Below are 26,120 nucleotides of genomic sequence, written 5' to 3' on the forward strand. Positions count from 1 at the left end.
TCGCAGGGGACGCGTCTTCGGGAGACGAGGAACGAAGCGGGCCGGAGGGCCCACCCCGGCCCGCTTCTGATCACTGGTCGCCGCCCGCCGGGAAAGGGTTGCCGCGTTCCCGCGAAATCGCTCGAAAGTTTCCCCGGGAGTCTTCACACGCACACCGATTGACGTCGATCAGGCCGGTGCGGAGCCCGTGGTCCGTTCGTCGGTCACCGTCAGCAGCAGGTTCGCCTTGAAGCCCGTCCCTCCGACCTCGAAGGCCCAGGTGCCGGGCCCACCCTTGTCGGTGGGCCGCATCGGCCACACCTCCGCGATGTCCTCGTCCTCCGCGGCGGTGTGCCCTTCCTCGGTGCTCACTCCCGGCGCCAGGTAGCGCTCGGTGGTGTGGAGGTACAGCGACCACGCCCCGTCGTCGCCGGGCACCGCCTGGACGTAGTACTGCTTGCGGAAGACTTCGTTGTCGGAGAATCCGATACCGAGGCTGTCCCGCTCGTACACATGGATGCCGAGGCGGAGGACCACCGACCGGTCCCCCGCGCCCTCGGGTTTGGCGGCGGCGTCGACCCAGCCCTCCCAGATCAGCCGGTTCTCGCCGGCCCATCCGGTGGTGGCGTCACCCGGCGCCGAGAGCGGCCTGCTCAACTCCTCGGCGAGATCGGGCAGTTCGTCGGAGAGGTCGTCCTTGCGGAAGGGGCCGTAGTAGTTCTCGGCCTCGCTGCTCTGGTGGCACAGCTCGAAGTCGACGAAGCGGGGTTTGACGGACACCCCGAAGTAGAACTCGCTGCGGCCGAAGAGGTCCCGGCCACGGGTCACCTCGGCCCGGTCCAGTCTCAGCTGAACGTGGTGCGTGCCATGGAAGAAGCGCATGGCGATCTCGTACGCCTCGCGCGAGGTCACCAGCGAGTCGTTGCCGCCGTGGCACTTGTGGACGAAGGTCCGGGGCGCGCCCGGGATCTGGGCGGAGGACTGCTTGACCAGGCCGTCGCTGCGGTTGTAGGTGAGCGTGCCCTCGTCGATCAGGCCGGCGATGCGGTTGCCCAGGGTGGCGAACTTGGCGCTGTAGGAGCGGTGGTCCGTACCGACCACGGTGAGGATGCGCCTGACGGGGAACGGGATGGCCCGGATGTCCGTGCGGTCCGGGTCGAAGGCGGCGATCTCGTCCGCAACCGAGTCGGGCAGGCATTTGACCATCGCGTCGGGCATGTACTGGAACGCGATCCCCCGGTGCGGTGTGCCCAGGGTGACGATGCGGTGGATGACGTCCGCGCTCTTGTCCCCCAAGTGGCTCAGGGCGGCCCGGGTGACGAGGCCGCCCATGCTGTGCGCGACGATGTCCACGCCGGTGAACTCCTCGTCCGGCCGCATCCCGTGCCGGATGATCTCGATGAGCCTGACCAGCCCTTCCCCGAAGCGGTCGATCTTCCGGGGGACGAGGTCGTAGTAGCGGTAGATCCACAGGGTTCCCATGGCGCCCTGGGCGAGCACCTCGCGCGCCATGGGGACGTCGACCACCATCGTGCCGCTGAGCAGGTGCTCGGGCCATCCGTCGCGCTCTCCGGGTCTGGGCTCCTGCTCCTTCTCGTAGTAGCCGACCACGTTGGTGGCGTCCCGGTACGGGTGGAGCGAGGACTTGAGAGCGCGCAGGACGAATCCCTCGTAGATGTAGTTCTCGCCGTAGCTCTCCGCGTAGACGGTGCCGTTGTTGAATCCCTGATAGGCGTCACGCCGCTCGTCCGACACACCGGGGCCGCCGAATCCGCGAATCAGGATCAGCGGGCGAGGACTACCGACCACGAGGACCACTCCACTCAAGTGCGCATGCGCTGTTCGTCGCGCAACACTGTGTGGGGTCGCACCCGCTCCGAGTCGACAGAATCGTTTTACCCGGCGTGCCGGAGAGCTTCGCGCCGGTCAGTTCATCGTCGAGCCGATCGTCGTACTGCCCGTGGTGAGGAAGGTGGTCGCGGGCAGGGTGCCGCTCGACGAACGGGCGTTGTACGTCGAGGAGGCGTCGGTGGAGCGGAACGACGGGGTCGAGACGCCGGAGTCCCAGTTGTTGCCGGACGACACGACCGAGGAACCCTTGTTGACCAAGCCGCCGCCGTTGCTCACGGCCAGGTTCTTGCCGAGGCGGGCCGCGCCGGTGGCGAAGTAGTAGCCCCACTTGGCGTTGGCGTAGGCGGTGGTCCGGTTGATGACGATGGCGCCCTTGTTGCTGTTCTCGGTGAAGCCGTTGCCCGCGTTGTCCCAGGCCGCCGAGTTGTTGACGACATGGGCCACGGTCTCGCCGTCGCCGCCGAGCTTGTAGCCGTTGCCGTCTCCGGCGAACGCGGCATCGCCCCAGCGGTTCTTGCCGTTGCCCATCGCCCAGGTGTGCTCGACGGTGACGGGCGAGGAGAAGGACCAGAAGTCCAGGCCGTCGTCCGAGTTGTTGTAGAGACGGGCCCCGGTGATGAGGTTGCCGCTGCCGGAGCCGAACTTCACGGCGATGCCGTCGGCGTTCTCCCCGTGGTTGGCCCGGTCGTAGTGGCCGTAGGAGTCGATGTTCCGGACGGTGTTGCCGGTGGTGCCGTCGCCGGTGAGCGTGAAGCCGGAGTCGCCGCCGTTGATGGTCTTGATGTTGTCCCAGACCGTGGAGGCGCAGGACTGGCAGACCACCGCGCTGTCGGGGGAGTTCTGGAAGGTGATCCCGGAGACGGTCCAGTGGTCGGCGGTCAGCTTGAAGATCCAGTCGCCGTCGGGAAGGTTGGAGCCGTCGATCTTCACGGTCTCCGAGCCGTACGGCTGGAGGTGTATCCGGCTGGAGGAGTTGCCGTTCGCCGTCGACTGGAGGGTCGCCGTCGGGTAGTACGTGCCGCCGCGCACCTGGATGACGGTGCCGGGGGTGGCGTTCTTGATGGCGTTGGACAGGGCCGTGGTCGTGTTGACGACCACGGTCGCGGCGTGCGCCTGGGTGGGGAATGCGGCCAGGGCGCAGCCGAGGGCGAGGGCGGTGCCCAGGGCGAGAGCGGTACGACGGAACGGGCGAGACGGACGAGACATGGAGAGCGGTTCCCTTCTCGTGCGGGTGGAGTGGTTCATCGGGGTGGTTCACAGGACGGCGTCGAGCCAGTCGAAGACCTCGTCCTGCTGGGGTGCGGTGAACACATGGCCGATGCAGCCCGCCGGTTCACCGGCCGGCATACGGCCTCCAGTCACCGAGGTAGGTCCGCCGGGTGTGCTCCCTGGCCTCGGCGGCCGTCAGCCGGGGCCGGTTCTCCGGGACGGAGACGACCGCGCCCGGACCGGCGTTGGCGTACTCACGGAAGCGCATGGTCTGCCAGGGGTGGGCGTCGCGCATGTTGGTGTAGGGCGCGACGGCGTCTGTCCCGGGGCCGATCCAGGTGTCCCGCACGACCAGCGAAGGCCAGGCCGTCGTCTCGTACGAGGGCACCCAGGGCCGGGCGATCTTGTACGCGGCGTCCTCGGCGCCGGAGGTGATCCGGCCGCGCAGGGCGAGGAAGCCGTAGGGGTTGGCGCGAGCGGTGGCGGGCGCGAAGACCATGCCCTTGGGGGTGAAGGCCACGTCCCGCTGGAGGGTGCGGAAGTGACAGGAGTCGAAGACGGCACGGGCCCGCCCGAAGACGAAGTCGACGTCGCCCTCGATGTAGCAGCGGCCGTAGTACTGCCGGTCGAAGGCGTCGAGCGCGGTGGTGTCCGCGAACAGGGTGTCCTGGTGGGCGAGGAACCGGACGTTCTCGAAATGCGATCGGTCCCCGGTGACGTAGGCGGCGACCGCCTGCGTCCCGGTGATGTCGGGGTGGTCGGCGCGCAGCCAGTCGTTGGCGAGGGTCAGGTCGCGTACGGTCAGGCCGGGCGCCGCCGAGGTGAAGGTGGCGGAGCCCGCGGTGCCGTACGTGCCGCCCTCGGGCCTGGGGGTGCCGTTGGCGCGGTCGAAGACGATCACGACGGCGTGGGGGTCGCGGGACGCCCCGCGCAGTGTCAACTCCCCCTTGCCCGCTGGGATGTCGACGACCTCGCGGTACGTACCGGGGTGGACGACGATCGTCCACCCGGGCCCGGTGACGGCGTCCACGGCGGCCTGGACCGATCCGCCGGGCCGGACGTGCAGGACCCGACGGCCGCCGTGGGCGAGGGCAGGCGCCGCGCCGGAGGCCACCAGGCCGCCGGCGATTTTGCCGAGCAGGGTGCGTCGGCGCATCTCAGCACCTCTCCCACGGGGTCCAGTCGCCGAGGTACACCTCACGGGTGGCGGAGGCGGCTTCGGCGGCCGTGAGCTGGGGCCGGTTCTCGGGGACGGAGACGACGGCGCCGGGTCCGGTGTTGCGGTACTCGGCGAACCGCTGGTCCTGCCAGGGGAAGCCCGACGACATGTCGGTGTAGGGCGCGATCGCGTCGATCCCGGCACCGAGGCGGGTCTCGCGCACGGTGAGCATGGGCCGGGCGGTGGTGTCCGAGCTCGGCACCCAGGGCCGGGCCAGCTTGTAGTGGGCGTCCGGGGCCTCGCTGGTGACGCGGCTCCGGGTCACCAGGTAGCCGCGCGGGTTGGCGCCCGCGGTGGAGGGCGCGAAGACGAACCCGTACGGGGCGGAGGCCAGGTCCGTCCTGGACAGGGTGTGGAAGTGGCAGCCTTCGAAGACGGCCGTGGCCCGTCCGAAGACGAAGTCCACGTCGCCCTCGGCGTAGCAGTCGCGGAAGTACTGCCGGGCGAAGGCGCCGAGTGCCGTCGAGTCGGCATAGAGGGTGTCCTGGTGCCCCAGGAACCGGCAGCTCAGGAACGCCGACCGGTCGCCCTGCACCTTGATGGCGACGGCCTGGGTGCCGGTGATGTCGGGGTGGTCGGCGCGCAGCCAGTCGTTGGCGAAGGTGATGTCCCGGGCGGTGAACCCGGCGGCCTGCACCAGGGTGGTGGCGGACCCGGTGGTGCCGTAGGTGCCGCCGCCGGGCTTCGGGGTGCCGGCCGCGTTGTCGTACACGACCACGACGTCCCGGGCGTTCCCGGAGGCCCCGATCCAGGTCATCTCCGTACGCGCGACGCCGACGGCTACGGTCTCGCGGTACACGCCGGGCGCGACGACCAGCGTGTGTGCGGTACCGCTCGCGGCGGTGACGGCGGCCTGGACAGTGGTGAAGTCGCCGGCGCCGCCGGCGTCCACGTACAGGGTCCGCTCGTCGAGGCGAGCGGCCGGTGATCCGTAGCGCCCGAAGACCCGGCGGCCACGGGCGGCACGATCGGCCCGGGCCGCCGGTGTCGCTCGGGCCGCTCGGGCCGGGTTCGCGACGGCGAGCGTGAGCGCGGTCCCGACCCCGGCGGCCACGAACGACCGTCTGCTCGGCCCCGGGTGACGCCCGGCCATCAGCAGACCTTCCCGGCACCCGCGCGGTTCGCGACGATGCCCGGTACGGCGCGCGGCGAGTCGACCTCGGTCCGCAGGGTGGGCGTCCACCCGGCGCCCGACCGGAGGAACTCCGAGGGGATCTCGGCGTTGTGGACGGCGATCAGGTCCGTCGGCCTGCCGTTGACGTAGTTGTTCTCGGCGGTCAGCGGGGAGTCGTTCCACCTCTTCAGGGCCTTGCCGACGCTCGCGCCCGCCGGCAGCGTGATCGCGTTGTCGCTGGCGTGGAGCTGCGAGGAGAGGCCGACGCCGAAGATGTAGTAGTCGTCCTTCTGTTCCTCGGTCACCACGTAGTGGTTGTTGTAGACGTCGACCTGGCCGAACCGCACGCGCGGGGAACGCTGGAGGATCCCGTCGAAGCGGTTGTGGTGCAGGGTGACCTTGAGCTTGCCCGCGTCGAGGGCGGCGGTGCTGTCGCTGTTGCCGATCAGCATGTTCTTGTCGTGGTCCTGGAAGCGGTTCCAGGAGACGGTCACGTAGTTGGAGCCGCGCACGATGTCGGTCAGCCCGTCGTGCTGCTGGAAGACCTTGCCGAAGTAGACGGGCCGTTCGCTGTCCGGGTGGCGCCCGTCGGTGAAGGTGTTGTGGTCCAGCCAGACGTGGTCGGTGCCGAAGACGACCACGGCGTCGTACTCGGAGTTCCAGTTGCCGGTGTGGTCGTCGTCGGTCGGGTCCCACTTGGGGAAGCAGTCGAGCGGCGCCTCGATGGTGAGGTTGCGCACGATGACGTTCGAGACGCCCTTGATCTGGAGGCTGCCGCCGAGGATGCCGGAGTTCCTGCCGACGCCGACGATGGTGGTGTTGGACGGGATGCCGGCCTTGATCGCCGAGTCCTGGTTGGCCATGGACGCGACCCGCGCGTCCTCCTGCGGTCCCTTGGCGACCTGGTCGTTGCCGTAGACGGCCGGGTCGTAGTCCTTGAGGTACTGCTGGAGGTCGTAGCCCCCGGTGACGAAGGCCTCGCAGCCCTCGGCGACGGCGTCGATCATCCCCTTCACCTTGATGATCTTCGGCGCGTCACCGCCGTCTCTCAGCGCGGCCTTGAACTGCGCCCAGGTGGTGACGGTGTAGACGTGGTCGGCGTCGGCGGCGGACCCGCCGGTCGTGCCGCCCTCGGCCGACCCCCACCCGTCGCCGGCGCCGAGAACCTGCCGGCCGAGGTCGCGCCCCTGGGCCTGGGCGACTCCGGTGCCGGTGACCCCGAGCACGAGCGCGGTACAGCCGACGACGGATGTCATGACATGGACATGCCAGTAACGAGGACGCATGTGTGCGGTTCCTTTCGAAGCAAAGGGGGATGTCGCGCCCGTTCCAGGGGGCGCGGGCTGCTATCCATAGGCGGCTCCACCGCGTGGGCGCGACCAGCCACGACGGGCGGGACGCCGAAGAACCGGCCTACGGCTGCGGCGCTACGCCGGGGGCCACGTGATCCAGGAGTCGGGAACCTCCTCGTCGAGACGACGAACGTCCCTCGGCGAAAGAACCCGCCTGCGCACCAACTCACCCGCGACCAGCCGGGCCACGGCAATGGCCCCCGGCGGATTGAAGTGCGTGTTGTCCTGCTCGGTCGCGGTCCAGTTGAAGTACTTCTTGGTCTCCTCGACCCCGAGCCGCTGCCACAACGCGATCGACAGCGCCTGGATGTCGAGGAGGGCGACACCCTCCTCGGCGGCGAGAGCGGTCGCCGCTGCCGGATAGTCGCCATGGGTGGGCACGGCGTTGCCGCTCGCGTCGAACTTTCTGCGCTCGACGGAGGTGGCGAGGACGGGCCGGGCCCCCCTCGCCCGCGCACCGTCGACGTACCGGCGCAGGTGATCCTGGTACGTCGTCCACGGCTCGGTGTACCGCGCGGGATCGGCCATCTTGGAGTCGTTGTGCCCGAACTGGACGACCAGGACGTCCCCGGGCCGAAGGGCCCCGAGGATCACGTCCAGCCGGCCCTCGTCGATGAAGCTCTTCGAACTCCGCCCGTTCACGGCGTGGTTGGAGACCGCCAGCCGTTTCCGGAGGAAGAACGGCAGCGCCGTCCCCCACCCGGTCTCGGGCGCGGCGCCGACGTACTTCTGCGCGGCGGTGGAGTCGCCGGCGATGTAGAGGGTGCGCTCACGGCGGGCCCCGCCGGGCGAGGCCGCGGCGGACGCGGGCCCGGTGGCGGCCACGGCGAGCGGTACGGCGGCGAGCGCCGCGGTGGTGACCTGTCTACGGGTGAGTGACACGTGCGGGTGCCTTTCTCGACAGGGGTTCCCCCCGCGCCCCTCCAGGGGCGCGGGGCTGTCACATGTGCGGCTCCGCCGCGTGGGCGCGACCAGCCCCCGACAAGCCGTCAGCCGGCCACGAAACGAACCGGACCGAGTTCTCAGCCCTTCTGTTCCTTCCACTCGGCCTGCGCCTTGTTCAGCTGCTCGGCCAGCGTGTCCAGGAACTCCTTCGCCGTGCTCTGCCCGTCCATCACCTTCTGGAAGGCCGGCTCGTTGTCGGCCTTCGAGATCGTGTTCCAGTCCGGCAGGTAGTACGGCAGCTGCACGATCGTCGTCGACCCGTCGGTGAGCGCGGCGGCGGCCAGCTTCGTCGGCTCGGCCTCGGAGATCCACGCGTCCTTCGCGGCGTCGTTGTTCGACGGCACCTGCCCGGCCGACTTGTTGAACTTGGAGTTCTCCTCGTGCGAGGTGGCGAACTCGATGAACTTCCAGGCGGCTTCCTTGTTCTTCGAGCTCTTGAACAGACCGAGCCCGTCGACCGGGTTGGACACCTGCACCCGCTTGCCACCGGGCCCGGTCGGCTGCGGGATGCCGCGGAACTTGTCGCCGAACGCCTTCACGTGGTCCTGGTAGGAGCCCAGGTTGTGGTTCAGCATCCCGATCGTGCCGGAGTCGAACTGCGCGACCATCTTGGTGAAGTCGTTGTTGAGGTCGGCCGCGGGCGTGACCTTCTTGTAGAGGCCGACGTACTTGTCCAGGGCCTCCACGTTCTTCGGGTCGTTCACGGTGGTCTTCTCACCGCTCGCGTCCCAGAACGAGGTGATCCCCGACTGCCCGTACATCGCGTCCAGCGCCTGCGCGATGGAGCCGGCGCCGCCGCGGATGGTGTAGCCGAACTTGTTCTCGTCCTTGTCGGTGAGCTTCTCGGCGGCGTCGTAGAACGTGTCCCAGTCGGTCGGCTCGGCCAGGCCCGCCGCCTTGAACAGGTCGGTGCGGTAGTAGAGGACACCGTTGTTGGCGGAGGTCGGGATCGAGTAGAGGGCGTCGCCGCCGCCGGCGGACTTCAGCGACTCGACCATCGACTCGTTGAGCCTGCCGCTCAGGGAGGATTCGGAGAGCCGGTCGTCGAGCGGCTCCAGCGCGCCCTGCGCGGCGAATCCCGCGACCATGGCCGCGCCGACACCGCCGACGTCCGGCAGGCCGCGGCCCTGGATGGCCGTGTCCACCTTGGACTGGTACTCCGTGGAGGCGATCCCGACGTACCGGACGTCGATGTCCGGGTGGGCCTTCTCGAAGTCGGCGATGACCTCCTTCCAGATCTCGGTGCGGACACCGCCGTTGTTGTCCCAGAAGACGATCTCGCCCTTGCCGCTGCCCTCGGAGCCCTTGTCCCCGCCCGCGCCGCTGCCGTCGTCACCGCAGGCGGTGGCGGTCAGGGCGAGGACGGATCCGAGGGCGACGGCCGCGGCGGCACGCCTGCTTCTGCGATTGCTGATCTTCATCGAACGGCTCTCTCTTCTGGATACGAGGGTTGTGAAGTCGGGGGTCCTTGCTGTCTCCGGTGCGGGCTCAGTGGCCGGCGCGACCGCGATGCGGTGCCCAGCCGTCCTTCCCCGCGAGGTACTTGGCGACCGGGTGGCCCGAGGCGCCCGCGTGGTCGAGTTGCGGCCGGTCGGCGGTGGCACCGGCCCGTACGCCCGGCATTGCTGTGAACCGCGCGTCCTTGCAGGAGAAGCCGCTCATGTCGGTCCACGGCGTCGCGCTTGCCAAGGAGGTGCGTCATTGCGGCTCCAAACAGGCGTACGAGTTACGCGGAAGGGGTGATCCTGAACTGCGTGAACGTGGCCGCCCCGGCGTGCCCCCCGCCGGTGGGCGCGACCGCGAAGAGGCCGAGCAGGGCGCCGACCCAACGCCAGGGGGTGGCGGCGAAGACCTGTCCCGAGGGCTGCCACCCCTCCCCCACGTCGTAGGAGAACCGGCAGCGCGCCCCCGCCGAGGTCTCGATCCGCAGCCGGGCGCGTCCCCCGGGCGCCGGGCGCGCGTGATCGGCGTCCCGTTCCCGGTCGGCGACGGTCTCGGCGAACCGGTGGACGAGGTGCACGCTCCCGTCGGCACCCCGCTGGAGCCCGATCCAGCGGAACGCGTCCCCGAGCACGGCGAGCCCGGCACGCGCCCCCGGTTCCTCGCTGTCGAGTCTCAGTTCCACCTCGACGACGGCGGGGATCCCCGGCAGCCGCTGTGTGAGCACATTCGCCAGTTTCCGCAGGTCGTGCGCGTGCACGGAGCGCACGCACGTGAGCCGCAGCCCGTCCCCGGAGTGCTGGGTGGCCCAGCCGTCCTGAGGGTTAGCGGTCCACTGCCACTGGCGTCCGAAGCGGCCGCCGGGGAAGTCGTCGTCGGTCGCGGGCGCGGCCGGCGGCTGGGCCGGCAGCGCCGGTTTGCGGTGGACGGCGACCGGGGCGCCGTCGTCGCCGATCACCGGCCAGCCGTCCGCGTGGTCCCAGCGCATGGGCTGGAGGTGGACGACCCTGCCGTACGCGCCCCGCTGCTGGAAGTGCAGGAACCAGTCCTCGCCGGCCGCCGTGCGCACCCAGCCGCCCTGGTGCGGCCCGTTGACCCCGGTGTCCTTCTGCTCCAGGACGATCCGTTCCTCGTAGGGGCCGAAGAAGTCCCGGGAGCGGAAGGCGCCCTGCCAGCCGGTCTCCACGCCTCCGGCGGGGGCGAGGATCCAGTACCACCCGTCGTGCCGGTAGAGCTTGGGGCCCTCCAGGGTGAACCAGCCGGGAAGCCGGTCCGCGTCGACGACGACCTTGCCCTCGTCGAGCAGCCCCGTCCCGTCGGGCCGCATCCGGTGGCCGGTGAGCCGGTTCTTGACGCCGGAGCGGGACTTGGCCCAGGCGTGCACCAGATACGCCTCGCCGGTCTCCTCGTCCCACAGCGGGCAGGGGTCGATGAGTCCCTTGCCCTCCTCGACCAGGTGCGGCCGGGTCCAAGGCCCTCTGATCCCGGGGGCGTTGACCTGGAAGACGCCGCGGTCGGGGTCGCCCCAGAAGATCCAGAACCGGTCGTCGAAGTGCCGCAGCGAGGGCGCCCACACCCCGCAGTCGTGGCGCGGGGCCCTGAACTCGGATGCCGGTTCAAGGAGTTGCAGCGCGTGACCGACGAGCGTCCAGTTGACCAGGTCCCGGGAGTGCAGCAGGGGAAGGCCCGGGGCCCGGCCGAAGCTGGAGGCCGTCAGGTAGAAGTCGTCGGCCACGCACAGGACATCGGGGTCGGACCAGTCGGCGTCGAGGACCGGGTTGCGGTAGGTGCCGTCACCCAGGTCGGCGGAGAAGGCGGGCGCGCTCACCGAGGTGGTCACGGGCTCACCGCCTTGCGTACGAGGGCCGCGGCCCCGTCCCGGTCGAGGGTGCCGTCGGCGACGACGGTCACGACCCGGCGTACGGCCGTCCCGCCCGGCTCGATCGGCAGGCGGTCGGTGGGGGCGAGGGAGGAGCCGACGCCCGGGTACTCGTCGGCGCGGACGAACCAGGGATCGCGGCGGGTGGTGTCGGTGGCCCCGGCGAAGACGAGCGTCCAGGTGTCGCCGGCCAGGGCGAGCCAGTCGGCGCGGCTGCCGTGGACCCCGGTCTCGCCCTCCGCCTCGGCGGTGAAGACACGGGGGGCCGCGGCCTCCTTGCGGGCCCGCCAGAAGAAGCCGCCGTACGCGGCGCCGGGGCGGCCGTTGGTGGCGGGGCTGCCGATCGACACCGGGGCGCCGGTGATGTTGGTGAGGGAGAAGGTGAAGTCCAGCGCCCAGGCGGAGTCGGTGAGTCGGGTGGCTGCGACGGTACGCCGTTCACGCAGTAACTCGGTGCCTGAGGCCACCCAGCGCAGCTCCTCGACGAAGCCGTCGGGGTCGCGCAGCTGGAAGGCGGTGTGGCGCTGGGAGCCGTGGTTGTCGAGCTCGGTCGGTCCCAGGTCGCGGACGTAGGTGCGTCCGCCCCAGAAGTTGTGCCCCTCGACGTCGGGAACGGCGACACCGACGCCGAGGTGGTGGAGGTGGTCGGCGGGACTCAGCTCGGTGACCGCCGTACCGGACAGGGTGGTGACGGGATGCAGACAGGGGCGCGGGGAGAGCCGCTGCGGCACTTCGGGCCGGGTGAGGTAGTGGCCCACCGGGCGGCCCGCCACGCGCAGGACCAGGGAGTCGTCGGCGATCGTCACGTGCTCACCTCTTTCGCCGTTGCTTCGGGGAGCGCCCAGGGGGCGCCGAGTTCGGAGTAGAGGGCGAGGTCGTCGGCGGCGGCCGCGACCAGGCCGTCGATGCCGTCGACGACCCGGCGGTCCTCCTCGGGCAGCCGGTGCCAGGCGCCGTCCGGCAGCGCGACCGGGTCCGGGGCGACCCGGATCGCCTCGACGACCTTCATGAACGCGCCGGTCACCTCCGGCGGGGCCAGCAGGTCGGTGCCGTCGAGGAGATGGTCGACGAGGTTCTCCAGCAGGTCGGTGCGGCCGTACTCGATCTCCTCCGGGCCGTGTCCCGCGCGCTGGACGAGCACGCGGTCCTGCTTGTACCAGAAGGTGATCCGGCCGCTGGTGCCGTGGACGACGTTGTACGGGTCGTCCGGGTCCTCCGCGCACAGCGTGGCGGCGACGGTGACCCGGCCGCCGTCCGCGGTGGTGATCCTTACGCAGGAGGTGTCGTCGGACTCGATGTCGTTGGCGCGCAGCAACTCGGTCTCGATGGTGGCGACATCCTCGGCGCGGGGCGCGCCCGCGAGCGCGAGCCCGGTGGCGACGGCGTGCGCGAGGGGGTTGGTGAGCGCCCCGTCGATCACGTCCACGCCGTTCAGACGGCGCTTCCCGGCCCAGGGCGCGCGCTGGTAGTACGCCTCTGCGCGGGCCCAGGCGCCGGCTCCGCCGACGCCGACGACCTCGCCGATCAGGCCGTCGGCGACCATCGTGCGGATGGCGGGCAGGGCGTGCGAGCCCAGCGACTGGAAGCCGATCTGGCAGACCACCCCGGCCGCCGCCACCCCGTCGGCCATCCGGCGGAACTCGGCGTACGACGGGGCCGGCGGCTTCTCCAGCAGCACGTGGACGCCCCGCTCGGCGGCCGTCAGCGCCAGGTCGGTGTGGGTGGGGATGGGCGTGCAGATCACGGCGATCGCCGCGCCCGTGGAATCGAGGAGCGCCCCGAAGTCGGCGGACTGCTCGGGCGTGCCGAGTCCGTCGGGGATCTCGTCCGCGTCCAGCGGCGTCAGTTCGCAGATGCCGGCGAGCCGGACGATCCCCTTGTCCGCCAGCCGCCGGATGTTCTCCAGGTGCCAGCGGCCGTGGCCCCGGGCTCCCGCGAGGACGAGCGGAAGCGGGCTCTCGTACGTCGTGGTGTTCATCGGATCCTCCCTGTGCCCGCGCCGCGTGCCACCGCTCGGTCGGCCTGCCCGGCGCTGTCGATCTTCTGGTGCAGGGTAGGCGTCCGGCCGACGTCGGCCGCGAGCGTGTCCCGGCTGATGTCGCGGCCGGTGTCCTGCCCGGCGCCCTGGGCCTCTGCCCCGGCCGGGGTGGTGAGCGGGACGCCCTGGCGCCCGAGCACGACGACCGGTTGGACCTTCCTCATCCCTTCACCGCCCCCGCGCTGAAGCCCGTGATGAGCCACTTCTGGATGAAGGCGAAGACGACGACCACCGGGACGGCGGCGACGATGCCGCCGGCCGCCAGTGCGCCCAGGTCGACGCTGTCCGCGCTGAGCAGGGTGTTCAGGCCGACCGGGATGGTCTGCTTCTCCTGGTTGCTGAGGAACATCAGGGCGAAGAGGAAATGGTTCCAGGAGTGCACGAAGGCGAAGGAGCCGACGGCGATCAGACCGGGCCGCAGCAGCGGCAGCACGACCACCCGGAACGCGGTGAACCGGTTGCAGCCGTCGACCCAGGCCGCTTCCTCCAGCGAGTACGGCACGTTCTTGATGAAGTTGCTGATCAGGATGATCGACAGTGGCAGCTGGAAGACCGTCTCGGCGAGGATGACGCTGCCGAGCGAGTTGATCATCCGCAGCTCGGCGAAGATCTGGAACAGCGGGACCAGGAGCAGCGCGCCCGGCACGAACTGGGAGCAGAGCAGCGCCAGCATGAACCCGCGCTTGATCCTGAAGTCGAAGCGGGCGAGGGCGTAGCCGCCGGCCAGGGCGACGAGCGTGGTCATCAGCAGGGTGACGACACCGACGAGCACGCTGTTCTGGAAGTAGGTGCCGAAGCTGCGTTCGTTCCACACCTTCTCGAAGTGCTCGAAGGTGATCGGCCAGGGCACGAGCGAGGTCGAGCCGGGCTTGCGCAGCGCGAAGAGCAGGATCCAGTAGAAGGGGACGAGGGTGAAGACCAGGTAGATCGAGAGCGGGAGGTAGATCTGCCAGCGCGGTACCTCGTCCCAGGCGCGGCGAGCCCTGCCGGGCCGCTGCGGGGGCTCCTCGGCGGCGGGCGCGGACGTCACCGGTACGGTCCTCTCGGCGTCCTTGGTGATCACTTGGACTCGCCTCCGAACTTGCTCAGCCGCAGATAGACCATGGAGCAGAAGAGCAGGATCACGAACGCGACCGTGGTCAGGGCGGACGCGTAGCCGAAGTTGTGGGCGTCGACGGAGGTGTTGGCGATGTACAGCGGGAGGGTCGTGGTCACTCCGGCCGGTCCGCCGCCCGTCAGGGTGTACAGCAGGTCGACGTTGTTGAACTCCCACACCGCGCGCAGCAGCGTGGAGAGGATGATCGCGTCCTTCAGGTGCGGCAGCGTGATGTGCAGGAACTGCCGGACGCGGCCGGCGCCGTCGACCTCGGCCGCCTCGTACAGGTCCTTCGAGATGGACTGGAGGTCGGCGAGGATGAGGATCGCGAAGAAGGGGACACCGCGCCACAGGTCGGCGACGATCGCCGCCGAGAAGACGGTGGAGGTGTCGGAGAGCCAGCTGGTGCCGTACTCCCCGATGCCCATGTCCGCGAGGTAACGGGTGATGCCGGTCTGGGAGTTGTAGAGGAGCACCCAGATCGCGGAGGTCAGCACGCCGGAGACGGCCCACGGGGAGAAGACCAGGGCGCGGCCGAGGGCCCGGCCGACGAAGGTCTGGTTGACGATCAGCGCGAGGGCGAGACCGAAGAGCAGTTGCAGCGAGACCTCGACGATCACCCACTTGGCGCTGAAGACGAGGGTGTCCCAGAAGAGGGGGTCCTCGGTGAAGGCGTGGACGAAGTTCTCGAAGCCGGCGAAGCCGTTGCGCCAGGGTTTGGTGGGGTTGTAGTGCTGCAGGCTGTAGTAGAAGACGCTGATGACCGGGTAGGCGATGAAGCCCAGCATGAGCAGGGCGGCCGGGGCGATCAGCAGGTACGGCAGCCTGCGCGGGGTCGCGGAGGCACGGCGCGCACGGCTCCGCCGGGGCGGCGTGGGGGGTTTCGCCACGGCTGCGGCTTGGGCCATGACTGGGGCTCCGTTTCTGGGTACGTCGTGGTGCCTGGTCTCGCGACCTGCAGGAAGCGCTTTCTCGATGTGCAGGGTGTGCTTGGGTGCGCGGTACGGGGTGCCACTGGTCGTGCGTTGGCGGGTGCGGGTGGGTTGTGGCTGGTCGCGCCCACGCGGCGGAGCCGCATGTTCGATAGGGCCCCGCGCCCCTGAAAACCAGGGGCGCGGGCCGGTCAGGTCATTACCCCGCGTACGGGTCCGGGACCTTGCCCGGTCTGGCCAGGAACTCGAAGTCGCAGCCGGTGTCGGCCTGGGTGATCTGGTCGTTGTAGAGGGCGCCGTAGCCGCGTTCGTAGCGGGTGGGTGGTGGCGTCCACTCGGCCCGGCGGCGCTCCAACTCCTCGTCGTCCACGTTGAGTCGAAGGGTGCGGGCCTCGACGTCGAGGGTGATGGAGTCGCCGGTGCGGACCAGGGCGAGGGGCCCGCCGACGTACGACTCCGGTGCGATGTGCAGGGCGCAGGCGCCGTAGCTGGTGCCGCTCATCCGGGCGTCGGAGATCCGCACCATGTCCCGGACGCCCTGCTTCAGCAGGTGGTCGGGGATGGGCAGCATCCCGTACTCGGGCATCCCGGGACCGCCCTTGGGCCCGGAGTTGCGCAGCACCAGGACGGTGTCCGCGGTGATGCCGAGCGAGGGGTCGTTGATGGTCCGCTGCATGGTCCTGTAGTCGTCGAAGACGACGGCGGGACCGGTGTGCTTCAGCAGGTGCGGCTCGGCCGAGATGTGCTTGATGACCGCGCCGTCCGGACAGAGGTTGCCCCGCAGGACGGCGACGCCGCCCTCGGTGGCGACCGGGTTCTCGCGGGTCCGGATGACGTCGTCGTCGTGCACGAGCGCGCCGTGGAGCTGTTCGCGCATCGTGTCGTACGAGACGGTCGGCCGGTCCAGGTGCAGCAGATCGGTGATCCGGGACAGGAACCCCGGGAGGCCGCCCGCGAAGTGGAAGTCCTCCATCAGGTACGTCTGACCACCGGGCCGGACGTTGGCGAGCACCGGGACCGTGCGGGCGATGCGGTCGAAGTCGTCGAGGGTGAGCTTGACGCCCGCGCGGCCGGCCATCGCGATGAGGTGGATGACCGCGTTGGTGGAGCCGCCGAGGCCGAGGACGGTGGTGACGGCGTCCTCGAAGGCGTCGGCGGTGAGGATGTCGCTCAACTTCCTTTCCCTGTGGACCAGTTCGACGATGCGCAGTCCGGCGGCGGCCGCCATGCGGTCGTGGCCCGAGTCGACGGCCGGGATGCTGGAGGCGCCCGGGACGGTGACCCCGAGGACCTCGGCGGCGGCGGTGAGCGTGGAGGCCGTGCCCATGGTCATGCAGTGCCCCGGCGAGCGCGCGAGACCGGACTCCAGCTCGGTCATCTCGCAGTCGCCGATGAGCCCGGCGCGCTTGTCGTCCCAGTACTTCCACATGTCGGTGCCGGAGCCGAGGACCTCGCCTCGCCAGTGCCCCGGCAGCATGGGCCCGGCGGGCACGAACACGGTCGGCAGGTCGACGGATGCGGCGCCCATGAGCAGCGCGGGCGTGGACTTGTCGCAGCCGCCCATCAGCACGGCCCCGTCGACCGGGTAGGAGCGCAGCAGCTCCTCGGTCTCCATGGCGAGCATGTTGCGGTAGAGCATGGGGGTCGGCTTCTGGAAGGTCTCCGAGAGGGTCGAGACCGGGAACTCCAGCGGGAATCCGCCCGCCTGCCAGACACCCCGCTTGACCGCCTGCGCGCGATCCCTGAGGTGCACATGACAGGGATTGATGTCCGACCAGGTGTTGAGGATCGCGATGACCGGCTTGCCGAGGTGCTCCTCGGGGAGGTAGCCGAGCTGGCGGGAACGGGCCCGGTGGCTGAAGGAGCGCAGGCCGTCGGTGCCGTACCACTGGTGGCTGCGGAGGTCCTCGGGTTTCCTCATGGAGAGCGGCTCGTTCACATCGACCATCCGGCGGCTATGGCGGCGACCTCGGCGCGTTCGTCCTCGGGCAGGCGCCTGCTGGGGGGCCGGACGTCGCGGCGGCAGAGGCCGAGGGAGGCGAGGGCCTCCTTGACGACGGTGACGTTGTCGGCGGAGCCGTTGGCGGCGCGCAGCTCCTCGAAGCGGCGGATCTGCTCCCATACCTTCATGGCGGCCGGGAAGTCACCCGATCGAAGCGCTTCGATCATGTTCAGCGAGACGGCCGGGGCGACGTTCACCAGTCCGGAGGTGAAGCCGGTGGCGCCGGCCGAGAAGTAGGAGGGCGCGTACGGCTCGGCGAGTCCCGCCACCCAGACGAAGCGCTCCAGGCCGGCGTCGCGGGCGAAGGCGGCGAAGCGTGCGGCGTCCGGCACGGCGTACTTGACGCCGATCACGTTCGGGCAGTCGTCGGCGAGTTCGGCGAGGCGTTCGCCGGCGAGCCGGGCGTTGCGGATGTAGGGCACGACGCCCAGCTCGGGCACGGCCTCCGCGATCACCCGGTGGTAGTCGACCCAGCCGCTCTGCGAGACGTAGGGGTGCACCGGCTGATGGACCATCACCATCTGCGCCCCGACCGCACGGGCGTGACGGGCGGAGGCGACGGCGGTCGGCACGTCGTGCCCGACGCCGACCAGGACGACGGCGCCCCGGCCGCCGACCTCGTCCATGGTCGACTCGGTGACCAGGCGGCGTTCCTCGGGGGTGAGGGCGTAGAACTCACCGGTGTTGCCGTTCGGGGTGAGGGTGGTGATCCCGCCGTCGAGCAGGCGACGCAGCAGGGCCCGGTGGGCGCCCTGGTCGACGGTGCCGTCCTCGGCGAACGGAGTCACCGGGATCGCCACCACGTCGGCCAGAGCCGTCCGTTGGGTCTCGAACGTCTCGCTGCTCATGGATGACCTTCCTCTGCAAGGAGTTCTTGGAGGACTGCGGAGGGCGGGCGGGGCCGCCGCGTCGGGCGGCTCCGCCGTGCCTCGTGGACTCGGGGGCTTACCGGGCCGGTGGGCCCTGTGCTTCCACTCGGGCCTCCGGGAATGCCCGCTCGACGAAGGAGGCGATGTGTGCGTGCAGGGCGGCGGCGGCACCGTCGGCGTCGCCGTCGAGGGCGAGCCGCAGGATCTCCCGGTGCTCGGCCGCCTCCCGCTCCCAGGAGGGGTCGGCGGCCCAGGCGACGGCCGAGACCAGGGCGGCCTGGTCGCGCACCTCGTCGAGCATCCGGCCGAGCAGCGGATTGCCGCACGGTACGTACAGCGCACGGTGGAACTCCCGGTTGGCCAGCGAGCGTTCGGCGGTGTCCGTGGCCTCGTCGGCCCTGGTCAGCGCGGAGCTCGCCGCGTCCCACGGGGCACCGCGCCGTACCGAGCGGCGCAGCGCCTCCGGCTCCAGGAGCAGCCGTACGTCGTAGACCTCGCGCGCCATGTCCGCGTCCACCATGCGCACCGTGACGCCCTTGTACTGGCTCATCACGACGAGCCCGGTCCCGGCCAGTGTCTTCAGGGCCTCGCGCACGGGCGTCTTGGACACCCCGAACTGCGCGGCCAGTTCGGTCTCGACCAGGGCCTGACCGGGAGTCAGCTGCCCGGTGAGGATGCGGTGCTTGATCCCCTCCAGCACGAACTGCGTGCGGGACGGGATCGGCGTGGGCACAGCGGTCATGCGCGCCTCTCGGATCTCACGTATGCGAACTCACGTATGGGATCTCCCATATCGCGTCTCATATATGACGTACGAAGTACGACGCGTTGAAGGTAGGAGGACGCCCGTGTCGCCGTCAATGCTTACGACAGAACCAGATGTGCGCGCGGTCACATGATCTCGGTGTCACACCGTCACCACCGGTGTCACACGGTGTGGGTGTCCCCCACCCGCGCGCTCTCGGTGGGACCGCCGAAGACCACCGCCGCCCGCCCGGTCGCCCCCTCCGGGGTGAGCGTCGGCCCCACATGGGTGATCAGCAGCCGGCCGGCGCCCTTGGCGTACCGGCCGGCCTCCTCCGGGGTGAGATGCACCCGGGGTTCGCCTTCGCGATGCGTGTCGACGTCCGCCTCGCACAGGAACACGTCGGCGCTGCCCGCGAGCGCGCCCAGCGCGTCGCACGGCCCGCTGTCCCCCGAGTAGGCGAGGACCCGCCCCTGGCACTCGGCGCGCAGGCCGTACGCCTCCACGTCGTGGACGACGGCGCGGGCGGTGAGCGCGAGGTTCCAGTGCCGGACGGTGTGGCCGTCGTACAGGGGGCGGAAGTCGAACACCCTGTTCAGGGCGGCGGGGTCCGGCCGTCCGAGGAACCCCGCGACACGGGCGGCGCAGTCGCCGGGCGCGTAGACCGGCAGCGGCGTCGGCAGGGTGAGACCGCCGTGGGCGAACCCGTACAGCGCGGCCACCAGGTCCGCGCTGTGGTCCGCGTGCAGATGGGAGATCCAGATGGCCGTGAGCCGGGTGGGGTCCGTGTGCCGCTGCAACTCGGCGAACGTACCGAAGCCCGCGTCCACCCATATCTCGGCGCCGCCACCGCGCAGCAGATACCCGGAGGCGGGCCTGCCCGGGCCGGGGTGCGGTGAGGCGGTGCCGAGGACGGTGAGGCTCAGGGGCATGCTCGGGAGCGTACGGACGCAGGCGGGGGCGCGCGCCGCGTTTGTGCGTTCTTTCGTGGGTTGCTCATGGTGTGGTGCGCGGGGTTGCCGCTATGGCTTCCACTTCGGATCACGTCCGCTCAGACCGATCACGCGGTCGAGCAGCGGCTCGTCGTCCGGGACGGGGACCACGGGGCCGAAGATCTCGCCGCGCGAGGGGTCGTCGACCGACGCCTCCAGGAAGGCGTGCGTCGCGGCGAGGGCCGGTGGATCGGCTTCGTACGCCTGCCCGGTCGCCCGTGCCAGGTCCCAGCCGTGCACGACGAGTTCGTCCGTCGCCACGGCCCCGGCGACCGCCCCCGGCAGGGACACCCCGCCCGCCCGGGTCTCACCCGTCCACGCGGCCGGGTCCCGCCAGGCCTCCGCCAGTTCGTCGAGCACCTTCGGCAGAGCCTCGCGCCAGCCGGGCCCGATGTCGGGCAGCGCGGACTGCGGGGCGGTGTCCGTCGTCGGCCCCAGGTCCTTGCGGGCCGCGTCCCGGAAGGCGTCGGCGAGTCCGAGCAGATGCCCGAGGAGGTGGCGCACGGCGTACTCGGGGCACGGGGTGGGGCCGGCGAGCTGGTCGTCGCGGACGGCCGCGACGAGCCGGGCGACGAGCCGGGTCTGCGGGCCGAGGTCGAGGGGGATCGGGCCGTGGTCGGTCATGCGGTACTCCTTCACCGGTCTGTGCTCGTGCGTGGTGCGTGGTGCGTGGTGCGTGGTGCGTTCGTGTTCGGTAGACCGTTCCTAAAGACTGAGCGGGAGTGAGTCCTGTTGCCAGGTCTCATGCTCGGCCGAACGCCCCGGACGGTGTTGGGCGTTCTGGTTGCCCGCGTTCGCTCCGCGTCCGGGCGGCACGGATCGTGTCCGTGGTCCGGGAACGCGGCGGCGGGGTCCCTCACGCCCAGCAACACCTGGTCGGGCCTGGACGGTCCGATGCCCGTGCTCATCACTCCGGTGAACAGGGGGCGGTGCCGTCCGTCGCCGGATCGGGTGTCCCTGGGCGCGCCTTCCGATCGCCACGGCAGCAGCCTCATGGCGAGTCGTCTTACGGGTTGTCGTGGTGAGGGGCTTCTGCCAGTGCTGAGCGCCCCACCGGCTGGTGTAGGCGGGGTCGACGGCGATGACGGCGATCCCCGTGGTGTCGGCCATAGAGGCCAGTCGGGCGCGGAGTTTTCCGGTGGGCATACCGGAGATCAGCCGGCGGAAGCGGGTGCGGCGGCCGTGTTTCTCCCGGGTCTTCTCGGCGGTGAAGTCCAGGTCCTCCACCGCGACCGCCTTCACCCCGCACGTGCGGGCCCAGTGCAGGAGGCGGGTCAGGGCGTGGCGGACCTGGGCGTCACGATGGCTGGCGGTGCCGGTCAGGTCGTAGAAGAAGCGGCGCGGGCTGCCGGTGGGGTTGCCATGAATGTCCAGGCGCCAGGCGGCCAGGTGATCGGCGTTCATGTCGACGCCGATCACCCCGTGCGCGAGCGCGGCCTCGTTCGGGAGGGCGGGGGTGGGCGGGATCTGCCAGGACGCGGTCAGGTACCAGCGGTCCCGGCCGGTGTCGTAGTGAATGCGGTAGGCGATCGCCCGGTTGGTTTCGACGCGATCCGCCCAATCACCGCCCCGGTGCGCGAACGCGACCCGGCCGGCAAGGACGTACCGTCCGTGCGGGGCGTTCGCCAGATGGGCCAGCGGCGCGGGCAGCTTGATACTCACCTCACCCTCGGGGCTGACGCGGATGGTCTCGTTACCGTGGCGCTTGCCGGACTCCCCGTCCGCCTGGCAGAACCAGCGCTCCGCCTCCCACCGCCCACGCCACGCGGACTCGCTCAGCCCGGCCGCCTCCAGGTGATGCCGGGTACGGGCCAGACGCTTGCCGCCCCGCACCACGCGCACGATGCCGGCCTCGCGGTCGGCTCGCGCGGCGGTCAGCCGGTCCTGCAGCACCCGCAGGCGCCGTGCCTTCGCGTGCCATTCCCGCCGCGACCGGTAACCTCCCGGCGCCTTCTTCGTTCCCTTCTGCCCGACCGGCAGTGCCAGCCGGGCCTCGATGGTGCGGATCCCCGCTTCCAGGCTCAGTATGTGCGCCGACTGGCAGCGGCGGGCCAGTGCCCACTGGTCATGCGTGGCCTTGGTGATACTGCCCGCCCAGCGTGACGACGAGACGGGCGTCAGCTCCCGCTTCCGCACCGCCCACGCCTGACCGGAATGCTCCAGGCCGTCCCGGCAGCGCGCCTTGAGATCCCGCGAAGCCAGCGACCCCAGATGCGCCCCCACCAGCCGCAGCACCTTCTCATCACCCGGCGTCAGCTGCTTGAGACGGGTCCGGACGGCCACACCCGCCGGACCGGGCGTGACGAACGGCGCCGCGACACTCTTCAGCTCACCCACCCCGCCACCTCCAACCCCCACCCGAACCCGCCTGAAGCTCCTGTCGCCATGGCGAACGAGCACCACCGGCCAAGGTCACGCATTCGATGAGGGAACTTCAGTTCCCCACTGATACCGGTCCGCGACCCACGCACGCGACGCGACGAAGGCCAGCACCACTCGCTCCCGCTCACCCAAGCGTCCCTGAACGCACTTCAGCGGCAGCAGTTCCAACCCTCGGCGTCCCGAGAACTCATCGCCGGCGGAGCGACCACCTTTCCCGGTGACGTTTCCTAGGGCATCCGCCCGATCCGTGCGCCGGGTCCTTAGCACCACGCTCACCAGCCATGACATCCATGACATCGACGACGTGGGCGGTGGGACGGGTGCTGCGGGACCGCGACGCGGGGCTGTGTCTGGCCGCGGTGGTGGTCTCGGGCCTCGGGTCGTGCGCGCTGTGGCTGGTCGCGGGGGTCTGGGTCAAGGACCTCACCGGCTCGGACGCGCTGGCGGCGCTGTGCGCGTTCGCCCTGTGGGCCCCGCTCCTGGCCGGCCCCCTGCTGGGCGCCCTGGCGGACCGCCCGCACCGCCGCGCCCTCCTCATCACCACCGACCTCGCCCTGGCCGCCCTTCTCCTCACCCTCTTCACCGTCGACGCCCCGGGTGACCTGTGGCTCCTCTACACGGTCCTCCTCGTCTACGGCGCGGCGGGCGTCGTCCACGACGCGGCGGAGTCGGCCCTCGTCGCCACCACGGTCGCCCCCTCCCTCCTCGGCGACTTCAACGGCCTGCGCATGACGGCGAACGAGAGCATGAAGCTGCTGGCCCCCTTGGCGGGGGCGGGCCTGTACGCGGCGCACGGCGGAGCGACGGTGGCCCTGCTGGACGCGGTGACGTTCGTGGCGGCGGCGGGGTTGTACGGCTCGGTACGGGAGCGGGCCGGCCGCACCACGGCCACCGACCTCACCGCGCGAGCCGACCCCACCGCCCGAACGGCCCGAACGGCCCGAGCCAAGCTCACCACCCGAACCGCCCCCACCGAACCCAGTACCCGCACTGCCCGAACCGGCCGCACTGCCCGAACCGGCCGCGCGTCCCGAACCGGCCGCGCGTCCGAAGGTGCCCGGCACCTGCTCGCCCACGCGCGGCTGCGTCCGCTCGTCCTGGCCGGGGGTGTGACCATGCTGCTGGCCGGCATCAACGGCTCCCTCGTCTTCGCGGTGGTGGAAGCACTCGGCCGCTCCCCCGCCTATGCCGGCCTCCTCCACGTCGCCCAGGGCGCGGGGTCGATCGCCGTCGGCCTGACCTCCGGCCCCCTGCTTCGCCGCCTCGGCGAACGCCGCTTCGCCGCGTACGGGATCGCCCTGACAGGGGTGGCCGTGGCACTGCGCGCGGTACCGGACGACACCGTGGCCCTCGTGTGCGGCGCGGCGATCGGCGCCGGGCTGCCGTGCGTCCTCGTCGCCACGCTCACCGCGGTTCAGCGCGACACCCCACCGCATCTGCTGGGCCGCGCCACGGCCACCGCGCAGACCCTGCTGTTCGCCCCGACGGCGGTGGGCATGGCGATCGGCGCCGCCCTGGTGGGACCGGTCGACCTCCGGGTCCTGGCGGTGACGGTGGGGGGCGGCTGCCTGCTTCCCGCAGCCGTACTGCTGCGCCATCGCTGACCCAATCTCGGGTTGAACACCGCCGACGCCTTCGTCAGTAGGCGCTCCCGGCCCCCGGCTCGAGGCTCCCCCCACCTCGGTCAGTGCCTCCCGTACCGCCCCGTCCCGCGTCAGTCCACCGCCGTCAGTGCCTCCCGTACCGCCGTCAGATCCTGGTCCGAGGCCAGGCCCGCGTGGTACAGGCGGAGTTCCGTCGCGCCCAGCTCCGCCGCGCGGCCCGCGTCCTCGGCCAGGGTGACCGGGCTGCCGCCCATGCCCGACACGATGCCGAAGTTGGCGGCCAGGACGGCGCCCTCCGCACCGGCCTCGGCGAAGGCCGGCAACAGTCCCGGGCCGCCCGCGCACGGGACGACCACGCCGTCCGCCACGCCGAGGATGTGCGCGGGGTCGACCCCGGGGTTCGCCCCGCAGTGGTACGTCACCGGGTCCGCGTGCAGCAGGATCTGGAACCCGGCGGGCGCGGCGGCCCGTACCGCCTCGACCGCCGTCTCCTGGAGGGAGCGGGCGATCGCGTCGCGCCACACGCGCGTGGCCGCCGCCCGGTCCGCGCCGAGCAGCTTCTCCACCCCCGGCCAGCCCTCGTCGACGGCCTCCCCCCGCCACAGCGGTGCCAGCGCGTCCCGGACGGCCGCCGCCAGTTCCTCGGGGTCCTGCCCGGCGTCGGCGTAACCGGCGCGGCAGGTCACGCAGAAGCAGAGCGACATCAGGTACTGCCCGGCGTCCCCGAGCCCGACGCCGCCCGTCTTGTCGTGGGCGTGGAGGTGGGAGATCCCGTACCAGCCGAGCGACTCCAGTTCCGTGCCCCGGGCGCCCGGCCGGACCGCCGCCTCCACGGCCAGGTCGACGAGGTACTCGCGGGTCGCCTCCTGGGCGACGCACGGGGCCCACGGATACCGGTCGCCGTAGGCGTTGACCACGGAAGTCGAGGGGTGCTCGGCGCCGAGCCGGGAGTTGTGGGCGAGGACGACCCAGGTGTGCACCTCCAGCCCGGCGTGCGCGAGTGCCGTCGCGGCCTCGCCGAACGCGTCACCCGGCGCCCAGTCCCCCGCCGGGTACGGCCGCAGCGTCCGGCCCTCCCAGCGCACCCCCGGCGGGTACAGCACGGCCGCGTGCTCGGCGGTGACGATGCGCTGCCGGGGATGGCGCGGGGTGAGCGCGCGGGTGGAGTGGTACGCGGAGGCGAGCGTCACCTGTCCCACGCCCAGCCCCGCGATGCGTTCCGCGGCGGCCGGGTCCCCGTTGACGTCCCACGGGTAGACGAACGTCGACGCCTTCACATGTCCTCCCGGCACTCTTCCAGCAGCGCGTGTCCGCGCTCGATCAACTGGCCCAGTTGTTTGACGTGTTCCTCGGTCGGCTCGTGCAGCGGCGGCCGTACCCCGCCCACGTCCGGTCCCCGTAGCCGTACCCCGGCCTTGACCAGTGACACGGCATAGCCCCGGCCCTTGGCGCGGAGTTCGACGAAGGGCCGGTAGAACCCGTCGAGGAGCCGTTCCACGGTGGCGGGGTCACCGGCTTCGAGTGCCCGGTGGAAGGCGAGGGCGATCTCCGGGACGAAGCAGAAGACGGCCGACGAGTACAGGGGGACCCCGACACCCCGGTACGCGGGCTGGGTCAGCTCGGCGGTCGGCAGGCCGTTGAAGTAGAGGAAGTCGGCGGTGGCGGGGCCCTCAGCGCGTACCGCGCTGACGATCCGTGTCATCAGGTCGAGGTCGCCGACGCCGTCCTTGAGGCCGACGATCCCTTCCGTGCGGGCCAGTTCGACGACGGTCTCCGGGGTGAGGACCGCGTTGTCGCGCTGGTAGACCACGACCGGGAGGGAGGTCGCGGCGGCCAGTTCCCGGTAGTGGCGCAGCAGCCCTTCCTGGGCGGCCACGACTAGGTACGGCGGGAGGGCGAGCAGACCGTCGGCGCCCGCCTCCTCGGCGAGGCGCGCGTAGCGCACGGCGAGGGCGGTGCCGTAGCCCGTGCCGGCCACCACGGGCACTCGCCCGGCCGTCTCCGCGACGGCGGCCCGGACGCAGCTCTGGAACTCCTCGGGCGTGAGCGCGTGGAACTCGCCGGTGCCGCAGCAGACGAAGACGGCGGCCGCGCCGGCGTCGACGCCCTGGCGGACGTGCGCCCGGCAGGCGTCGAGATCGACGGCGCCGTCCGGGCCGTAGGCCGTGACGGGGAAGAACAGCGGTCCACTGGGGACCCTGAGCCGGGTGGTGAGAGGGGCTGACGTCACGGGGCGCTCCCAAGTCCGAGCCGAAGTCGAGTCCGAGCCGAAGTCGACCGTCCGCGTCGACGCCGACCATCCGCGTCGCTGCCGACCGTCCGCGTCGACGCCGACACACATGTCCATGCCACTGATCGATGTTTACATTTCTGAACAAGAGCACGCTAAAGCGCCCCCTCCGGGCCGGTCAAGCCGGGCAACCCCCACCGCACCAGCGATTTCCCGCCCTCGCGCCGCACTTGACGCGCGCG

General features: G+C 71.2%; 22 protein-coding genes and 1 pseudogene. 1 reads left to right on the forward strand and 22 read right to left on the reverse strand.

Going from position 1 to position 26,120, the window contains the following annotated elements; genetic code table 11:
• Nucleotides 1-168: 168 nt before the first annotated feature.
• The 20 genes and pseudogenes from GWK25_RS29510 to GWK25_RS29605 all read right to left on the reverse strand — a co-directional run bounded on the left by GWK25_RS29510 (nt 169) and on the right by GWK25_RS29605 (nt 21,999).
• Entirely contained in the window at nt 169-1,788 is a 1,620-nt protein-coding gene (locus GWK25_RS29510; RefSeq protein ID WP_215454441.1) for a GPI inositol-deacylase, read from the reverse strand.
• 117 nt (nt 1,789-1,905) lie between these two features.
• The gene (locus GWK25_RS29515) at nt 1,906-3,036 is read right to left on the reverse strand and encodes a right-handed parallel beta-helix repeat-containing protein (protein WP_215454442.1); all 1,131 of its coding nucleotides are present in this window, start codon (nt 3,034-3,036) and stop codon (nt 1,906-1,908) included.
• A 127-nt stretch (nt 3,037-3,163) separates the two neighbouring features.
• The gene (locus tag GWK25_RS29520; protein WP_215454443.1) at nt 3,164-4,195 is read right to left on the reverse strand and encodes a pectinesterase family protein; all 1,032 of its coding nucleotides are present in this window, start codon (nt 4,193-4,195) and stop codon (nt 3,164-3,166) included.
• Between the two features lies 1 nt (nt 4,196).
• A complete protein-coding gene (locus tag GWK25_RS29525) occupies nt 4,197-5,351 on the reverse strand; it encodes a pectinesterase family protein (RefSeq protein WP_215454444.1) in 1,155 nt (384 codons plus the stop codon).
• Nucleotides 5,351-6,658 carry a polysaccharide lyase family 1 protein gene (locus GWK25_RS29530; protein WP_215454445.1) on the reverse strand — a complete coding sequence of 436 codons (1,308 nt, stop codon included), beginning with the start codon at nt 6,656-6,658 and terminating at the stop codon, nt 5,351-5,353. The genes GWK25_RS29525 and GWK25_RS29530 overlap by 1 nt, the downstream gene beginning before the upstream one ends.
• A gap of 141 nt (nt 6,659-6,799) precedes the next feature.
• Nucleotides 6,800-7,606 carry a rhamnogalacturonan acetylesterase gene (locus GWK25_RS29535; protein ID WP_215454446.1) on the reverse strand — a complete coding sequence of 269 codons (807 nt, stop codon included), beginning with the start codon at nt 7,604-7,606 and terminating at the stop codon, nt 6,800-6,802.
• Nucleotides 7,607-7,746: 140 nt separating this feature from the next.
• On the reverse strand, nt 7,747-9,090 hold the full coding sequence (locus GWK25_RS29540; RefSeq protein WP_215454447.1) for a sugar ABC transporter substrate-binding protein: 1,344 nt from the start codon (nt 9,088-9,090) through the stop codon (nt 7,747-7,749).
• A 67-nt stretch (nt 9,091-9,157) separates the two neighbouring features.
• Nucleotides 9,158-9,358: a hypothetical protein gene (locus GWK25_RS29545; protein WP_215454448.1), complete on the reverse strand. Its 201-nt coding sequence runs from the start codon at nt 9,356-9,358 to the stop codon at nt 9,158-9,160.
• Nucleotides 9,359-9,395: 37 nt separating this feature from the next.
• Nucleotides 9,396-10,949, reverse strand: coding sequence for a family 43 glycosylhydrolase (locus GWK25_RS29550; RefSeq protein WP_308404346.1), 1,554 nt, complete (start codon nt 10,947-10,949; stop codon nt 9,396-9,398).
• Nucleotides 10,946-11,788, reverse strand: coding sequence for a PmoA family protein (locus tag GWK25_RS29555; RefSeq protein ID WP_374200701.1), 843 nt, complete (start codon nt 11,786-11,788; stop codon nt 10,946-10,948). The genes GWK25_RS29550 and GWK25_RS29555 overlap by 4 nt, the downstream gene beginning before the upstream one ends.
• Before the next feature lie 2 nt (nt 11,789-11,790).
• Nucleotides 11,791-12,966 carry a Gfo/Idh/MocA family protein gene (locus GWK25_RS29560; RefSeq protein ID WP_215454450.1) on the reverse strand — a complete coding sequence of 392 codons (1,176 nt, stop codon included), beginning with the start codon at nt 12,964-12,966 and terminating at the stop codon, nt 11,791-11,793.
• Nucleotides 12,963-13,190, reverse strand: a complete 228-nt coding sequence (locus tag GWK25_RS29565) for a hypothetical protein (RefSeq protein ID WP_215457979.1) — start codon at nt 13,188-13,190, stop codon at nt 12,963-12,965. Before GWK25_RS29565 ends, GWK25_RS29560 begins: the two co-directional genes overlap by 4 nt.
• Nucleotides 13,187-14,089 (reverse strand): carbohydrate ABC transporter permease, encoded by a 903-nt coding sequence (locus GWK25_RS29570; RefSeq protein ID WP_215454451.1) that lies wholly within the window; start codon nt 14,087-14,089, stop codon nt 13,187-13,189. Before GWK25_RS29570 ends, GWK25_RS29565 begins: the two co-directional genes overlap by 4 nt.
• Entirely contained in the window at nt 14,086-15,030 is a 945-nt protein-coding gene (locus GWK25_RS29575) for a carbohydrate ABC transporter permease (protein WP_215454452.1), read from the reverse strand. The genes GWK25_RS29570 and GWK25_RS29575 overlap by 4 nt, the downstream gene beginning before the upstream one ends.
• 223 nt (nt 15,031-15,253) lie before the next feature.
• Nucleotides 15,254-16,975, reverse strand: a complete 1,722-nt coding sequence (gene araD, locus GWK25_RS29580) for an L-arabinonate dehydratase (protein ID WP_215454453.1) — start codon at nt 16,973-16,975, stop codon at nt 15,254-15,256.
• 14 nt (nt 16,976-16,989) lie between these two features.
• The gene (locus GWK25_RS29585; RefSeq protein WP_215454454.1) at nt 16,990-17,904 is read right to left on the reverse strand and encodes a dihydrodipicolinate synthase family protein; all 915 of its coding nucleotides are present in this window, start codon (nt 17,902-17,904) and stop codon (nt 16,990-16,992) included.
• Between the two features lie 97 nt (nt 17,905-18,001).
• A complete protein-coding gene (locus GWK25_RS29590; protein WP_215454455.1) occupies nt 18,002-18,667 on the reverse strand; it encodes a GntR family transcriptional regulator in 666 nt (221 codons plus the stop codon).
• 185 nt (nt 18,668-18,852) lie between these two features.
• The gene (locus GWK25_RS29595) at nt 18,853-19,602 is read right to left on the reverse strand and encodes an MBL fold metallo-hydrolase (RefSeq protein ID WP_215454456.1); all 750 of its coding nucleotides are present in this window, start codon (nt 19,600-19,602) and stop codon (nt 18,853-18,855) included.
• Nucleotides 19,603-19,692: 90 nt separating this feature from the next.
• The gene (locus GWK25_RS29600; RefSeq protein ID WP_215454457.1) at nt 19,693-20,286 is read right to left on the reverse strand and encodes a TIGR03086 family metal-binding protein; all 594 of its coding nucleotides are present in this window, start codon (nt 20,284-20,286) and stop codon (nt 19,693-19,695) included.
• Nucleotides 20,287-20,367: 81 nt separating this feature from the next.
• Nucleotides 20,368-21,999, reverse strand: a pseudogene (locus GWK25_RS29605) (IS200/IS605 family accessory protein TnpB-related protein).
• Between the two features lie 326 nt (nt 22,000-22,325).
• Here GWK25_RS29605 and GWK25_RS29610 point away from each other — a divergent pair.
• Nucleotides 22,326-23,648 carry an MFS transporter gene (locus tag GWK25_RS29610; protein WP_215454459.1) on the forward strand — a complete coding sequence of 441 codons (1,323 nt, stop codon included), beginning with the start codon at nt 22,326-22,328 and terminating at the stop codon, nt 23,646-23,648.
• A 110-nt stretch (nt 23,649-23,758) separates the two neighbouring features.
• On the opposite strand, the gene GWK25_RS29615 is transcribed toward GWK25_RS29610, so the two are convergent.
• Entirely contained in the window at nt 23,759-24,925 is a 1,167-nt protein-coding gene (locus GWK25_RS29615) for a hypothetical protein (protein WP_215454460.1), read from the reverse strand.
• Nucleotides 24,922-25,878: a 5-dehydro-4-deoxyglucarate dehydratase gene (locus tag GWK25_RS29620; protein ID WP_215454461.1), complete on the reverse strand. Its 957-nt coding sequence runs from the start codon at nt 25,876-25,878 to the stop codon at nt 24,922-24,924. Before GWK25_RS29620 ends, GWK25_RS29615 begins: the two co-directional genes overlap by 4 nt.
• Nucleotides 25,879-26,120 lie beyond the last annotated feature (242 nt).

Origin of the sequence: Streptomyces sp. ATCC 21386, assembly GCF_018728545.1 — a bacterium.
Taxonomy (GTDB): domain Bacteria; phylum Actinomycetota; class Actinomycetes; order Streptomycetales; family Streptomycetaceae; genus Streptomyces.